The 14,549-nt window shown below is 68.4% G+C and carries 11 protein-coding genes and 3 pseudogenes; 7 read left to right on the forward strand and 7 right to left on the reverse strand.

All coding sequences use genetic code 11. The features are described from left to right. Nucleotides 1-305: 305 nt before the first annotated feature. The 4 genes and pseudogenes from ACFYZJ_RS11040 to ACFYZJ_RS11055 all read right to left on the reverse strand — a co-directional run. A pseudogene (locus ACFYZJ_RS11040) lies at nucleotides 306-641 on the reverse strand (transposase); the annotation flags it as partial. 143 nt (nucleotides 642-784) lie between these two features. Further along, nucleotides 785-2,101, reverse strand: a complete 1,317-nt coding sequence (locus tag ACFYZJ_RS11045; RefSeq protein WP_388565467.1) for a chaplin — start codon at nucleotides 2,099-2,101, stop codon at nucleotides 785-787. Nucleotides 2,102-2,371: 270 nt separating this feature from the next. Beyond that, nucleotides 2,372-3,547, reverse strand: coding sequence for an integrase core domain-containing protein (locus ACFYZJ_RS11050; protein WP_388565470.1), 1,176 nt, complete (start codon nucleotides 3,545-3,547; stop codon nucleotides 2,372-2,374). Nucleotides 3,548-3,635: 88 nt separating this feature from the next. After that, entirely contained in the window at nucleotides 3,636-4,493 is an 858-nt protein-coding gene (locus ACFYZJ_RS11055; protein WP_388565472.1) for an NAD(P)H-binding protein, read from the reverse strand. A 281-nt stretch (nucleotides 4,494-4,774) separates the two neighbouring features. On the opposite strand from ACFYZJ_RS11055, the gene ACFYZJ_RS11060 reads away from it, so the two are divergent. Together ACFYZJ_RS11060 and ACFYZJ_RS11065 are read left to right on the forward strand one after the other, a co-directional pair. Then, a complete protein-coding gene (locus ACFYZJ_RS11060) occupies nucleotides 4,775-5,092 on the forward strand; it encodes a hypothetical protein (protein WP_388565604.1) in 318 nt (105 codons plus the stop codon). A 139-nt stretch (nucleotides 5,093-5,231) separates the two neighbouring features. Next, nucleotides 5,232-7,943 carry a PKD domain-containing protein gene (locus ACFYZJ_RS11065; RefSeq protein ID WP_388565475.1) on the forward strand — a complete coding sequence of 904 codons (2,712 nt, stop codon included), beginning with the start codon at nucleotides 5,232-5,234 and terminating at the stop codon, nucleotides 7,941-7,943. A 73-nt stretch (nucleotides 7,944-8,016) separates the two neighbouring features. On the opposite strand, the pseudogene ACFYZJ_RS11070 reads toward ACFYZJ_RS11065, so the two are convergent. Beyond that, nucleotides 8,017-8,600 (reverse strand): annotated as a pseudogene (locus tag ACFYZJ_RS11070) (transposase); the annotation flags it as partial. Nucleotides 8,601-8,935: 335 nt separating this feature from the next. Further along, a complete protein-coding gene (locus tag ACFYZJ_RS11075; protein ID WP_388565479.1) occupies nucleotides 8,936-9,607 on the reverse strand; it encodes an MBL fold metallo-hydrolase in 672 nt (223 codons plus the stop codon). Between the two features lie 76 nt (nucleotides 9,608-9,683). Between ACFYZJ_RS11075 and ACFYZJ_RS11080 the strand changes: the two genes are divergently transcribed. The 3 genes and pseudogenes from ACFYZJ_RS11080 to ACFYZJ_RS11090 all read left to right on the forward strand — a co-directional run. Continuing rightward, nucleotides 9,684-10,109 (forward strand): MarR family winged helix-turn-helix transcriptional regulator, encoded by a 426-nt coding sequence (locus ACFYZJ_RS11080; protein ID WP_388565481.1) that lies wholly within the window; start codon nucleotides 9,684-9,686, stop codon nucleotides 10,107-10,109. Between the two features lie 93 nt (nucleotides 10,110-10,202). Then, complete coding sequence (locus ACFYZJ_RS11085; RefSeq protein ID WP_388565484.1) at nucleotides 10,203-11,276, forward strand: sensor histidine kinase; 1,074 nt, start codon at nucleotides 10,203-10,205, stop codon at nucleotides 11,274-11,276. Beyond that, nucleotides 11,273-11,917 (forward strand): annotated as a pseudogene (locus ACFYZJ_RS11090) (response regulator); the annotation flags it as partial. The gene ACFYZJ_RS11085 and the pseudogene ACFYZJ_RS11090, both read left to right, overlap by 4 nt. 377 nt (nucleotides 11,918-12,294) lie before the next feature. Here ACFYZJ_RS11090 and ACFYZJ_RS11095 read toward each other — a convergent pair. Continuing rightward, nucleotides 12,295-12,834, reverse strand: coding sequence for a CGNR zinc finger domain-containing protein (locus tag ACFYZJ_RS11095; protein WP_388565487.1), 540 nt, complete (start codon nucleotides 12,832-12,834; stop codon nucleotides 12,295-12,297). Between the two features lie 184 nt (nucleotides 12,835-13,018). On the opposite strand from ACFYZJ_RS11095, the gene ACFYZJ_RS11100 reads away from it, so the two are divergent. Continuing rightward, nucleotides 13,019-13,462, forward strand: a complete 444-nt coding sequence (locus tag ACFYZJ_RS11100; RefSeq protein WP_388565489.1) for a VOC family protein — start codon at nucleotides 13,019-13,021, stop codon at nucleotides 13,460-13,462. 2 nt (nucleotides 13,463-13,464) lie between these two features. Beyond that, nucleotides 13,465-14,352: a pyridoxamine 5'-phosphate oxidase family protein gene (locus tag ACFYZJ_RS11105; protein ID WP_388565491.1), complete on the forward strand. Its 888-nt coding sequence runs from the start codon at nucleotides 13,465-13,467 to the stop codon at nucleotides 14,350-14,352. Nucleotides 14,353-14,549 lie beyond the last annotated feature (197 nt).

Raw genomic sequence — 14,549 nt, forward strand, 5'->3', positions numbered from 1 at the left:
TGACCACTCAGGGGATGATGCTGTCCGCGGAGAGCACTGGCTCGGCCCACGCGGCGAAGCCGAAAACCGGGCGCTGAGCGAGCCTTCCCTCGGAGTCATCGAAGAGGGTCCGGCGCACCCTTCGGCCCTGGCGTACCAGGTACCGGAGGCCCTCCACCTCTACGAAGCCGCACTCTCCAGCGTCTGCGCCATTGCCCCCGGCGGGCTTCCCGCATACGCGGTGATGCTGGTGGGCGTCTGCTCGGCGCCCGGAGAGGATGTGGAGGGAATCAGGCGGCAGGAGGGTGCCACAGCAGCAGGGTCACATTCTCGATGCGTCCCGCGGTGCCGGTGTACTGGCGTTGCACTCCCGCCGAGGCGTGGCCCTTCTTCTCGTCCACGATGAGGACACCACCGTCGGTGCCGAGGTGTTCGACGGCGTAGGCGGGGATGTCGTTGCGGACGGCATCGGCGTCCCAGCGGGCGTAGCGCAGCAGCCGTTGCATCGGTCCCGGCCGCGCGTGACCAGCCTGTTCGGCCAGCTGCCAGCAGTTCTTCCGCTCGACACACGACAGCAGCCCGACCAGGTAGGCGCGGGCACTCGCCCTCGGCTCAACTCGGCCGAACCGGCCCGCGATCCGGGACATGGCCTGGTCGAACATCGCCCGCCGGCGGGCGGGGTTACGCTATGGCCAGCGGCCACCGCACGATCTTCGTCTGTCCACACGCCAACCGATGATCACGCGGTGGCCGTACCCGTTCTCGGCCGGGTACGGCCACAAGATCGCGAAACCAGACTGGAGCGCTAACCGTTGACGCAGGCGTTTCCCGCCGTCGGGTTGAGCAGTCCGATGACATTCACGGTGTTTCCGCAGGCGTTGACAGGGATGTCCACCGGTACCTGTACGACATTGCCGGACAGCAGACCGCCCGAGCCCGTCGCGGTGCCCACGGCTGGGGCCTTCCTCCTGACGGTCAGGGTCGCGGGGTCCGGGAGGTCGAGGCCGACCGCGGTGATCGCTTCAGGGCGGTTGACGTAGGTACCCGCCTTGTCGGCGGTGACATCCAACGTGACCGTGCAGGACTTCTGCCCGGCGGCCAGGTCGCCGCCGACCAGACCGACGGACGAACCTCCCGCCGCCGCGGAGACCGTTCCGTTGCCACAGGTCGTCGATGCCTTCGCGCTCGAGGCCACCCTCACCCCGGCGGGCAGGCGGTCGGTGAAGCCGAAGTCGTCCTTCGCCGCCAGTTCACTGGTGTTCGTCACCGTCATGGTGAGCGTCGAGATGCCCCGCTGATCGATCGTGGCGGGGCTGAACGCCTTGTCCAGCCGGGGAGTCGCATCCAGGATCCGGATGTTGTCGAAGGCATGGTCGTTACCGAACGAGGCGCCCTGCCCGTTGAGCAGCTTGATACCCAACTCGGTGCCGTTGAACAGTACAGCCCTGTCGCCGGCGAACGACCCGGCCTTGAGCCCTCTCATTCCTCCGGGATAGGGCTTGGCTTTGGGGTCGGTACAGGGATTGATGGGCGTGGTGAAGGTCGGGATGTCCGGGCCGCTGCCGGTCAGATAGAACTTCAGCAGCGGATTCGCGAGTTGGCAATTGTCCGCAGCCACGTCCACCGCGAAGGTGATGTAGCGATTCGGCTTGGCGATCGGGATCGGCTGCTCGGTCCGGAACTCCACGCGGTCAGCGCCAGGGCTCACGGTGTCGCTGTACGCCGACACCGCGTGGTTGGTCGGCGGATTCGTCCCGCCGACCTGCCCCAGTGCGTTGGCCATGTCCTTCAGATACCGCACCCACCGGCAGGCAGGCTGGTCGGCACCGGCCTGGTCCAGGATGATGCCGTTGCACTGTCCGTGGTCAAGCCACGGTGGGTCGGCCGTGTACCTCTCGTCGAGCGGCGGAGCCCCGACGTAGTCCTCCAGGAAAGTCGGGGTGGCGCCCGTGTTGTGTTCGAAGTCCTCGACGAACACCGTGACCGGGGCCTGCGGGATGCCCGGATTGCCCAAGGCTTGGGCTTGAGCGGTCGGTAGAGCGCTCGTGATGGCAAGCGCCACCACGGAAAATGATGCAGTGCGCGTACACCGAGAGAGCTTCACTGCGGAAATCGCCGCCACGTATTCTCCAGTCGCTGATTTCTTATGCACTCCGAAAGGCAGTTCGTCCACATTCAAGCACGCACGCCAAAAGAAAGGTGGCCGGCGAGCTTGTCGATTTCATCTTTCACCGCGTTGGTCGAACCAGGATTAAGTTCACGAATGCTTATCGATAAATACGTGTTGCTATTGCGTTCGGGCCCCATCGGCTCCTCCAGCCAGGTGGCGCATCACGCGGGAAATCGAGTCTGCAAGTTCAAGCCTGCCGGCGTCGGCCGTGTACAGAGGCGTTCACCTGTGTTCCTGGGTGTGAGGCAACCAATGCGGGGACGGCTGGGCACCTCGCCTCAACGCCCGCGAAGGGGGCTGCATGGACCGGAATTGAGATGACGGCGATGAAACGGCACCTGATTGCGGGCGGGGCCAAAAGAGCACCGACGCGCGGTCGGCGGGCATCGCGGCAATGGCTACGGTCGGTCCATGCAGTGGATTTTGGTTCATCGCTTGATGGGGCCGGTGGGCGTTGTGGTGCGCCTCGAACTGGCGGAGGGCGTGGCGTAGGTGGCGCTCGTTCCAGATGAGGGTGCGGTCCAGGAGTTCGTGGCGGCAGGTCTGGACCCAGCGCTCCATGATGGAGTTCATGCGAGGCATTCGGACGCCGGTGAGCACGGTCTGGACGCCGGCGGCTGCCAGGATCTGGTCGAAGAGCGCAGGGAACTTCGGGTCCCCATCCCGGATGAGGTACGTGACGGTGGCTGCGGCGTCCTCGAGGTCCATGACGAGGTTTCGTGCGGCCTGGCTTACCCACTGCGCAGTGGGGTGCGATGTGGTGCCGAGGATCCGAATGCGGCGGGTGGCGTGCTCGATGACCGCGAGGATGTACTGGCGCCGGCCGGTCACGGTGACGGTCTCGATGAAGTCGCAGGCCGGGAGTGCGTCGGCCTGGGAGCGCAGGAAGTCGGCCCAGGTCGTGGCGGCCCGGTCGGGTGCGGGGTCGATGCCCTCGGTCTTGAGGATCTCCCAGACGGTGGACGCGGCGACCTTGATGCCGAGGGTGGCGATTTCGCCGTGCACCCTGCGGTAGCCCCATGACGGGTTCTCCCGGGCCAGGCGCAGGATCAGGATGCGGATCGAGCGAACGGTGGGCGGGCGCCCCGGCCTCTTCGGTCGGCAGGTTCGGGCGTGGTGCTGCTTGATCAGGTCGCGGTGCCATCGCAGTACCGTGTCGGGCTGGACCAGCAACCGGAGCCGACGCAGAAGGCGCGGCAGCGGGACCAGCAGAGCCGCGAGGAAGGCTCGCTCTTCCGAGGCGAACTTCACCCGGTTCTCCCCGAGCTGCCGCTCGAGGACCATGATCTGGTGGCGCAGGGCGAGAATCTCCGCGTCCTTGTCGCGGTCGCTCATCGGTAGCAGCCGCAGCGCGGCGAACGCGTTGGTGATGGTCAGGTAGGAGAGACGAAGCAACACGAGTGCTCATCCTGCCTCAGCACCGAACAAGCCCCTGAGCTGCATGGATGACATTCTCGGCAGGCGCAGGTTCAGCCGCCGCGGGTTTTCAGCCGAAGTCCTTTGCGTGGTCGCGGGCCCACTGCGCGAAGCTGTGGCCGGGCCGGCCCAGCACACGCCGCACGGTCGGTGTACACGGCGACCCGCCGGTCGCTGCCAGGGAAAGGAACTGCAAGATCGCCTCGACGGCTGCTGGGTCGGAATAGCGGCCGTAGTGCTCGCGGGCCTGGTCCGGGGACAGTTCCTCGATACGCAGAGTCCTGCCGATCGCCTGCCCGATCTGTTCCACCTGGCGGCGCTGCGAGATCAGTTCGGGTCCGGTCAGCATGGCCGCGCTCGACGGATCGGTCGCCACCGCATCCTCGGCGCCGACACCCAGTGCGGTGACCGCGACGGCGGCGACGTCGCGTTCGTGGACCGGTGCCGTGACGGCGTCGGGGTGGACCAGCCGTACCGTGCCGCTCGACCTGATCGACTCCGCCCAGCGCAGGCTGTTACTTGCCAGGACCAGGGGCCGCACCGGCGTCCAGGGCAGGCCGGCGGCTGACAGTGCGTCCTCGACCGCACGGTGCTCCTGGGCGATGGCGTTGTGCTCCATGCCCGGCAGCAGAACACTGCCGGAGGAGAGCAGCACGACGCGTTCAAGGCCCGCCTCGGCGGCCACCGTGGCAAAGCCTTCGGCGCTGGCCGGCGGGGCGTAGAGAAACACCCTGCGCACGCCGCCGAGTGCTGGGCGCAGCGTGTCGAGCCGGGTAAGGTCGGCCGTCACGACTTCGGCCGCGGCCGGCAGGTCGGCTCCAGCCCGAGGGTCGCGCACCGAGGCACGAACGGGTTCACCGACAGCGATCAGCCGGTCGACAACATGGCGACCGACGCCACCTCGGGCTCCGATGACCAAAGTGGTCATGATGTGCTTCCTCTCGCGAGATCAGCCCCGGCGAGGGTGAGCACAGGCAAGTTGGTGATCCGCGAGACGACCAGGAGCCGGATACAGCCCGGCTGACGTGCAACGCGATGCCACAGGGCGCTCAACCTCCACCGGATGAGTTCCGGTACTCGCGCCTCAGGGCCACCGCAGTGACTGGCGAAGCGTTCCGACGCCGCACTTCGCCTACCGGGATCGTAGCACTGCCCGCGCCGCGAGCATGGCCCCACGGCGAACCGAACGATCAGCGCCTGTCCTGTGCGGTGCCAGGGCCCCAGGGGTTCGGCGCCGGGCTACGGCTGCGCCACGGACCGGTGGCCTGCAGCGGCGACAGGCGCGGAGCGCAACTGATCGCCGACGACCGTGACTTCGCCAAGGTCGTCCGTGACGAGCTGCGCGTCCTGCCCTGGCCGTCGGCGGCCGCCATCGGACTGGTCCTGCTCGACACACTCGGCCTGTACGACGTCGTCCGCGACCGGCTCCAGGCAGGCGAGCAAGCAAGCGGCGGCCCTATCAGCGCAAGGGGAGGGCGCGGTCAGGTCGATTGGCGCCGCCGACAACCGTGGACGAACGCGGGATGACTGCCTCGACAAGAGCACAGTGGATCAATCCAGCCTTCTTGCCGTGGACCTGGCGTGTCGTCACAATCCCGTAGTGACTGTGACTCATCGCGCGTAGATCGCGACTCGATACGGGAGTGCCGATGAAGAAGTCCAGACGATGAAGAAGTCCAGACTATGGATGGCGGGCATGGCCGGCCTGGCCCTTCTGCTCGGTGGGATCCAAGGCTCGGCGCAAGGCGCAGGGTCGAGCAGCGGCACACACCCCGCGACCGGGGTGGGCTCGTGCACGCTGAAGAACTGGAACGTCGACCAGGACCCTGAGGACGCCAAGAACCTGCCCGAGGGGAAGCGTCCTCAGTCCTACAAGCCCGACGACTACAACTGCACAGGCGCCCACTTCGCCGCGCCGGGCGTTGAGTTCGCCAAGTTCCCGCAGCCGCACAACTATTCGGCCAAGGCGGCCACCGGCGGCCGGATGACCACCGCCACCGCCACGGCGACGAACCCGCTCGCTCCCTACTTCCCGCCGTTCACGCACTTCGTGATGCTGACCCGGGAGAACCACACCTTCGACGACTACCTCGGTGACTGCGCCACTACGGTGCAGTCCGGGTGCAACGGCGTCGTGCAGAGCACGAACCACATCAACTCGGTGCCGAACCTGCACACACTCGCCAAGACCTACTCGCTGCTGGACTCCTACAGCACCGGCACGCAGCCCCCGAGTGGACCCAACCACTGGTGGCTGTTCTCCGGGCAGTCGTCCTCCAGCTCGCAGCAGCAGTCCTACCCCGCGGCCACCGGCACCCAATTCGACCGCTTCCTCAAGGGCGCTTCGGGCCCGTCGGGCGAGGGAACCAACCCCTGCGTGGCGCAGACCGGCATCGGGACCGGAACCGCCCAGCTGTCGATGGTGACCGAAGGCGACTTCTACTGGATGCTCAGCACCGGCAGTGGCTACTGGCGCAACCCCGCCACCAACGCCGTCGAGGTACTGCCGGTCAACCGGCCGGGAACGACGATCCCGGAGGAGCTCGACTACAACAACTACACGTGCAAGGCGCAAAACGATGACGACCAGGTCATCGGGAACAACTACATGAACTTCGTGGCGGCCCATGGCCTGCCCGCGTACTCCTACGTCGAGCTGTTCAACGACCACCCCGGCACCTACCAGGACATCCCGAAGAACGACTCGGTCACCAAGCAGATCGTCGACTCCATCATGAACAACGCGTCCTACAAGGACAACACGGTCATCGTGGTGACCGAGGACGACACGCAGAACGGCAGCAACGGCCCGGACCACGTCAGCAATACCTACCGGGTGCCGACCGTCGTCATCGCCTCGCCCACGTACATGAAGCAGGCCTATGTCAGCCACGTCGCCTACTCCACGAACAACGTGCTGGCGGCGATGGAGCGCGTCATGCAGAACGTCCACCCGGGCGTCATAGACCCGAACGACAACATCGGGCTGAGCACCTTCCCGATGACCGCCAACGACCAGGCAGGCCTCGGCGACCCACTGGAGGACCTGTGGATCCAGGGCGCCACTCCGCTCTCTGCCTCCGCAGGCGCCTCGCCGACCACAGGCAACGCGCCGCTGGCGGTCAACTTCACCGGCTCGGCCTCGGGCGGGACCGGGCCCTACAGCTACAGCTGGGACTTCGGTGACGGCTCCGCGGCGGGCACGGCGCAGAACCCGACCCACACCTACAGCACCGCCGGCAGCTACACGGCAACGCTCACGGTCACCGACAGCGCCTCCCCGGCCCACACGGCCACCTCAACGGTCGCGCTGAACGTGAGCGCGGTCGGCAACCCGCTGGCGGCCAGCGCCTCGGCCGCGCCGACCTCCGGGCAGGTACCGTTGAACGTGTCCTTCACCGGCACGGCCACGGGCGGGACACCGGCGTACTCCTACAGCTGGGACTTCGGTGACGGCTCCGCGGCCGGCACGGCGCAGAACCCGAGCCACACCTACAGCACCGCCGGCAGCTACACGGCGACGCTCACGGTCACCGACAGCTCCACTCCCGCCAAGACAGCCACGTCGACCGTGACGATCACGGCCTCGCCCATCGCCGGCGCGCCCCCGGGCGCCCCGACGGGTCTCACCGCCACGCCAGGCAGCGGGCAGGTCACGCTGAACTGGCAGGCCCCCTCCAGCAACGGCGGCGTCAACATCACTTCCTACAAGGTCTACCGCGGCACGTCCAGCGGCTCGGAGACCCAGCTCACCTCGGGCGGCTGCAACAACCTGGCCGTTGTGCTCTCCTGCACGGACACCGGGCTCACCAACGGACAGCCCTACTACTACAAGGTCACCGCCGTGAACGCGATCGGCGAGAGCGCCCAGAGCAACGAGGCGAGCGCCACGCCCGGCGGCTGCACCCCGCAGCAACTCCTGGGCAATCCGGGCTTCGAAACCGGCACCGCCTTGCCCTGGTCCACGACCACCGGCGTGATCACCAAGTCCTCCACCGAGCCGCCGCACTCCGGCAGCTGGGACGCCTGGCTGGACGGCTACGGCACCACCCACACCGACACCCTGTCGCAGACGGTGACCCTGCCGACCGGCTGCTCCTCGGAGCAGTTGAGCTTCTGGCTGCACATCGACACGGCGGAGACCTCCACGACCACCGCCTACGACACCCTCAAGGTGCAGGTCCTCAACAGCTCCGGCACCGTATTATCGACCCTGCACACGTACTCCAACCTCGACCACCTCACCGGCTACGCCCAGCACACCTTCGACCTGTCGGCCTACGCCGGCCAGACGGTGACGCTGAAGTTCACCGGGAGCGAGGACTACACCAAGCAGACCTCGTTCGTGATCGACGACACCGCCATCAACACCACCTGATCCCACAGCGGGAACAGTGAGGGCCGGCCGGGTGACGATTTCCGGCCGGCCGTCCGCGCGTCGGACTGGGCTGTCAAACGAGCGGCCCTGTCTCGCATTCGGGTGGTGACGGAGCGTGCCGCCATCCGAGGAGGATTCGGTGGCGAAGAGGGGCGAAGCCTGTTCGTCCGTGCATCTGGCGCGCGATCCGCTTCGTCTTGGTGTTGACGCCCTCGGTGGGGCCGTTACTGTACGGAAGCGTGAGCCGGCGATCACGGCGTCGTGGTCCCGCTCCAGGCCCCGGGTGAAGGCAGCAGTTGAGGCAGATCGGCTGCGCGGACCTGGATGATCCAGCGCGAGAGCCCATCGGGCATTTCCTGCACGAGGTGTCAGGAGTTCGGCGAAGTCCCTAACAACAGCGGTTATTTGCGTCATCTCGGGGCAGGCGGCGGTAAGTCGGGCCAGCGGGTCGTGATGTCCAGCCTTGAGGTTGTCAGGCCTGGTGAGGATCATCCGGGCGAGCCGGCGCGGGGAGATGTGGCTGCGGTCGGCGTCCGCGCGACCTTGGTTGATGTACTTGTGCAGGAGGTTCAGGCAGCCGGTGAACCCGAGGGCTTTGATCTCTTCGAAGAGGTGACTTACGGGGAGGGCGGGGTCCTCGGTCCGGCGTTTGCGCAGCAGGCGGAGTGCGGGCGTCCTTCCTCACGCCGGCCGCACGGAGCCGCTGCAGGATCCTGGGACTTTTTGCCGCAGCCGCACTTGTCCTCGGCTCCTTTGTCGTTCTCTACCGCTGGCCGACGGGCGAGATTCCGTGCGGCACCGTCCCGATACGCGCACACAGATCTGCCGGAGACGACTGGCGGGCAAGGCCGAGGCGACCCTGAACAGGCCTGCCTGTCAGTTGGCGGTCTCGCAGCCGTTACAGACAGGGCAGGCCCCGTTCCATGGACTTATCGTGCATCCCTGCTGCCTCCCGGGCCGGGGCATCTACTCCGCCTCGGCCCGGTCGGCTGTCAGGTCTGAGGAATCGCCTGGCTCGAGGAACCGCCGGCTCCGGGCAGGCCGCCTTTGTCCTCTGCGGACCAGGTGCGGACGGCCGGGCCGTGCGGTCCGCCGACCAAGCTGCTCAGGATCTGAGTGTGGGCGCTCAGCGCCGGGGGGCTCAGCACCGCATCGTGAACGAGGAAGACCTCGCCGGGTCCGACCTCCCTGACATAGTCGACGACCTCGGCCAGCTTCACCCACGGCGCACCGGCCGGCGCGAGGAGCGTGCGCACCTCCTCCTCGGGGACAGTGAGCGCGTCGCCCGGGTGGAAGACTCCGTCGACCAGGAAGCCGACGTTGTCGAACTCGGCGAAGTCGCGGTGGATGGTGGCGTGCTTTTCCCCGTAGACGTGGAATTCCAGAGGGCCGACGTCGAAAGCGTCGCCGTGCCGGACGGTGTGAACGCGCCCGCCGAGGTCAGTGAGGTGGCGGGCGACCGCCGGGTTGGTCCAGATGTCGATGTCGCCGCCGGCCTCCCGCAGCCGGTCGGGGACAAAGTGGTCTACGTGCTCATGCGTGACAAGCACCGCGTCGGCTCCCTCCAGTGCGTCCGGATCGCTGAAGCAGCCGGGGTCGATGACGACGGTGTAGCCCTGGTGCTGCAGTCGTATGCAGGAATGCCCCAGTGAGGTGATCTGCATGACTGGTCTCCCTTCTATTTGTACAGCATGACTGTACAGCATTGCTGTACACCTACCCTGCGGGTACGGTGATGCCGTGAACGAGCAAGAGATCGCGAGCGACCTGCGAGCCGCCGTCGGAAACCTGGTGCGGCGCGCACGCGCCACCGATGCCATGCCGCAGGCGCAGGCCGTGGTACTGGGCTACCTCGACCGCGAAGGGCCCATGACCACCAGCGAGCTCGCGGCCCGGCAGCAGGTCCGCCACCAGTCGGCGGCGCGGGTCGTCGGCCAACTCGTCGAACTAGGCCTCGTCCGCCAGAAGCCCCACCCGGAGGACAGGCGCAAGGTCCTCGTCATGCTGACCGATCCGGGCCTGCAGGCACTCCAGGCACGTCGGGGCCGCCGAGCCGACTGGCTCGCCGAAGCCATCAGGGCAGAGCTGTCCCCCGCCGAACAGCAACAGCTCGCGGAGTCCGTCGTCCTCCTCAAGCGGCTGGCCCGGCACGGCGATCGCAGCTGACCGTCTCCTGTCTCCGGCGGAAGCACCTCAGAGGGGTTCCCGCAATACGCGCAGGCTTTTCGCCCCCCTCAACCGGGGCTGTACGGGGCCGTGGTGGCGGTGATCGCGGTGGCGGACGCCGCGCTGGCCACCGCCCCCCGGCTGTCGGGGGCGGTCGCCGTGGCCCAGACCGTCGTCACGGTGGGCTGCGCGGCCGTGCTCCCCGGGCGGGTACCCATCGCCAACGACGCCGGCGTGCTCGTCGCCGGCTACCGGGCCGGTGCCTGGCTGGAGCGGCGTTCCGCTGTCGCTTCGCTGGTCTGTCTGGCGCTCGGGGTCATCACCCCCAGGCTCCTGACCGCACCCGGCTCCTCCACGCTCTACCAGCTCGCGCTGGTCGTGCTGAAGAACGCCCTGCTGCCCTGGCTGGTCGGGCGGTACACCACCGCTCGCCGCGCGTACATCGCCGAGTTGGAACAGCGCTCGGATCGCGAACGGCGCGAAGCCCGGCAGGCCATGGCCGAGGCGATGGCGGAGGAGCGCAGCGCCATGGCACGCGATCTGCACGACGTGATCGCCCACCACGTCAGTGCCATCGGCATGCACGCCGGCGCCGCCCGCCTCGCGATCGCGGGTATCTCCGAGGAGTCCACCGGCGCCACGGAGCTGGCCCGCTCACTGACCGCCGTGGAGACATCCAGCCGAGCCGCCATGCTCGACCTGCGACGCCTGCTCGACTTCCTGCACGGCAACAGCCCGGACGGGGCACGCCAACCGGGCCTGGCCAACCTTGAGGTGCTCCTCGACGCGGTTCGCTCGGCCGGGCTGACGGTACGCCTCACCACCGACGGCGTCCCGCCCTTCCTCCCCGAATCCCTGGACCTTGCCGTCTACCGCGTCGTACAGGAAATGCTCACCTACGCACTGCGTCACGGTGATGGCAACAGGGTTGACGTCGAACTGCGCTGCGACGGCTCCGCGCTCACCGTGACCTCTGCCAATCCCGTCGGCACCGAAGGACCCGAAGGCCCGTTGAACTCAGCCCACCGCGGTCTTCAAGGCATTCGCAGCCGTACCGCCATGTTCCACGGCTCCGCCGGCCATGGACCGACGCCCGACAAAACGACCTGGATCACCATCGCGTCCTTCCCGCTGGACCAGCCCCTGGACCATGTGGAGAGCTCATGAGCGTACGGGTGCTCCTCGCCGACGACCACGCGATGTTCCGTACCGGGCTGAGTGCCGTGTTGACGACCCAGCCCGACCTCGACTGCGTCGCGGAGGTCGCCGACGGCCAGGCCGCGGTGCACGAGGTGGTCAGGGTGCGGCCGGACGTCGCCATCCTCGACATCCGCACACCCAGGCTGGATGGCCTGCGCGCGACCGAGGAGATCCTGGCACGCGCGGACAATCGGACGAAGGTGGTCGTGCTCACCACCTACGACGACGATGCGTACGTCTACCGCGCCCTTCGGGCGGGGGCCAGCGGCTTCCTCCTCAAGAGCCTCCCGCCGGAGGAGCTCATTGCCGCCGTCCGCGTCGCCGCACGCGGCGACGCCCTCATAGACCCCTCCGTTACCCGGCGCCTGATTGCCCGTTTCACCGACAGAATCGCCCCGCCCACGGCCCCGACGGACCTCGACCAACTCACCGCGCGCGAGCGCCAGGTGTTCCGGCTCCTCGCGGTAGCCCACAGCAACGCCGAGATCGCCGCCCTTCTCGGCATCGGCGACGAAACGGTGAAGACCCATGTCTCCCGGATCCTCACCAAACTGAACCTCCGCGACCGCGTCCACGCGGTCGTCTACGCACGCCTCCACGGCCTCATCTGGCTTGACCGGGTCGGGCAGCCTGTCCTACGCCTCGTGGGCGAACCCGATCAAGGCTCCCACCCCGCACAAATCCGGGCTCTGCACGCTTACCTTCGATGGCGCAACAACAACACCCGCCACCCCGACGTACTCGCCGCCCAGTGCAAGGAACGCTCCCGCATCCGCAGTGCGAAAGGCATCGGATGGAGCGGACGCCCCCTTGACGCGGCAGCTTGATCACTCCGGGTACCTTCGTGCTCAGCCGCGACAGGCAGCCACAGGGTGCAATCGGTTAGCCCTGCCTCGGCGATCCGCTCGAGGTCGTCGGCGACGCTCGATGCGGTGGGCGCTGCGCCCCCGAGTGATCGCCCCGGTGGCGGAAGTAGCCGGGCGGCTCAGCCCTCGCGGGTGCGCGCGTAGTGACGGGACGCTTTCGCGCGGTTGCCGCAGGTCGCCATGGAGCACCAGCGGCGGGTGCCGTTGCGTGAGGTGTCGAAGAAGTGCAGCACGCAGGTGTCGTGGGCGCAGCCGCGGATGCGGTCCGGGGCGGTGGCCAGCAGGCGGAGATAGTCGCGCGCGGCGAGCCAGGCGGGGCCCCAGGCCGGGTCCTGGAACTCCGGGCGCTCGCCAGGGCCTTCAGGGGTCAGGGTGGGCCGGATCCGCCCGTGCCCGAGCACGGCGTCCACGAGCGCGGCCCCTTCCCGGGGCGGGCCGTCCACCGCGGCCTTCAGCGCGTCGCGCGCCCGGAGCGTGTGCCGGAGGGTGGCGTCGTCGGCTGCGAACGAGTCGAGCCCGTTGGCGGTCAGCCACACCGCGAGCCCGCCGGTGTCGGTGAGCAAGTCGTGAATGGCGCCCTCGCGATGCCATCGGGTGTTGAGGAGGTCCAGCGCAAGCGGCTCCCCGGTGAGCGGGCGTGGATCGCGGATGGCGGACATCGTCGTGCTCCTCGGCTGCGCCCTGCACTAACCGCTCAAGTATATGTGACCGGTTGACGCCTTTCGATTCTAACCTCTAATGTTTATTTCATCGGTTAGGACCCGCTCGTCGGGCCGCCGTCGACCCGTTCTCCGCGCGGCCCTCGTTCCCGTCTGAGAGCCGCCACCGACTGAGAGGACCGCCATGTCACTGCGCGCGGGCCACACCGGCCTGAACGTCACCGACCTCGACCGCTCGCTCGCCTTCTACCGGGACGTCCTCGGACTACCGGTGATCACCGAGGGCAAGGAGGGCGACCGGAGGTACGCGTTCCTGGGGGAGGGGCCCCGCCCGCTGCTCACGCTGTGGCAGCAGGCGCAGGACTCGTACGACACCGAGCGCGCCGGACTGCACCACCTGGCGCTGGAGGTGGACACGATCGAGAAGGTCAGGGAGTACGAGACCGCGTTGCGGGCGTACGGCGTCGAGTTCGCCCACCAGGGGGTGGTCGCCCACCGCGAGGGTGGGGCGTCCGGCGGGATCTTCTTCCACGACCCCGACGGGACGCGGCTGGAGATCACCGCGCCGACCGGCGCCGACGGCGCATCCGCGCCGCACGGCTCCGCTCCGACCTGCGGTTTCTTCTGACCATGGGCGTGTACCACGCGGGCTCACGTGCAGTGCAGGACCGGGTCGGCGTCCGCGGACGGGCGGACCAGGTGGGCCGGGCGGTCGGCGAGACCCTCAAGCCGGTGGCCGCGGCCTTTCTGGAACTCCAGCCGCTGCTGGTTGTGGGCGCGGCCGACCCGGTCGGCGGCGCCGTGTGGGCGTCGCCGCTGACGGGCGAGCCGGGCTTCGTCCGGGCCGTGACCCCGCGCCGGATCGCGGTCGCCGACGGCCCCGCGGCCGGCGACCCGCTGGCGGGGGCCCTGGCCGTGGAGGGTCTGCGCGTCGGGACGATCGTGCTCGACCCGCGTACCCGCCGCCGTATGCGCCTCAACGGCCGGACCCGCCCGGACCGCGGCGGTCTTGCGATCGAGGCGGACCAGGTCTTCTCCAACTGTCCCAAATACCTGCAGAAGAGGGGGGCGTACGAGCGGCTGCCCGACAGGAGGCCGGAACGACCCCGGCGCGGCACCGAACTGACTTCCCAGCAGCGGGAGTTCATCGACGCGGCCGACACCTTCTTCGTCGCCACCGTCCACGAGCACGGAGCCGACGCGAGCCACCGCGGCGGCAACCCCGGCTTCGTTCGCGCCACTTCACCACGCGAGCTGGTGTGGCGCGACTACCCGGGCAACACCATGTTCCTCACCCTCGGCAACCTGCTCGGGGACCCGCGCGCGGGTCTGCTGTTCCTGGACTGGACGACGGGCAGGGCGCTGCAGCTCACCGGAGAGGCACGGACGGAGTTCGGCGCCGACGGCGAACGCAGAACCTCTTTTACGGTCCGGGAGGCCGTCGACACCCCGTCGGCGGTACCGCTGCGCTGGTCCGCGCCCGAATACTCCCCCGTCAACCCGGACCCGGCGCACTGACGCACCAGCGGGCGGGCGCCCGTCACCCCTCCTCCAGGTCCTTCCGGGACAGGACCTAGCTAGTCAACGTGCTCCCTCGTGCCTGTCGTCGGCCGCCCCCGGCGGGCGGCCGGCGACAGCGGAGTGGGCGGCCCCCCCCCGGAATGACACCACGCGCTCAACAGGGACGCGGGGGAGCAGCTTAAGAGCATACACGA

This window comes from Streptomyces sp. NPDC001848, from assembly GCF_042891915.1.
Lineage (GTDB): Bacteria > Actinomycetota > Actinomycetes > Streptomycetales > Streptomycetaceae > Streptomyces.

Excerpts from the sequence above, each read along its gene's own strand:
- ACFYZJ_RS11055 (WP_388565472.1), bottom strand. The coding sequence starts at position 4,493 with ATGACCACTTTGGTCATCGGAGCCCGAGGTGGCGTCGGTCGCCATGTT.
- ACFYZJ_RS11065 (WP_388565475.1), top strand. The coding sequence starts at position 5,232 with ATGAAGAAGTCCAGACTATGGATGGCGGGCATGGCCGGCCTGGCCCTT.
- ACFYZJ_RS11075 (WP_388565479.1), bottom strand. The coding sequence starts at position 9,607 with ATGCAGATCACCTCACTGGGGCATTCCTGCATACGACTGCAGCACCAG.
- ACFYZJ_RS11095 (WP_388565487.1), bottom strand. The coding sequence starts at position 12,834 with ATGTCCGCCATCCGCGATCCACGCCCGCTCACCGGGGAGCCGCTTGCG.
- ACFYZJ_RS11100 (WP_388565489.1), top strand. The coding sequence starts at position 13,019 with ATGTCACTGCGCGCGGGCCACACCGGCCTGAACGTCACCGACCTCGAC.
- ACFYZJ_RS11105 (WP_388565491.1), top strand. The coding sequence starts at position 13,465 with ATGGGCGTGTACCACGCGGGCTCACGTGCAGTGCAGGACCGGGTCGGC.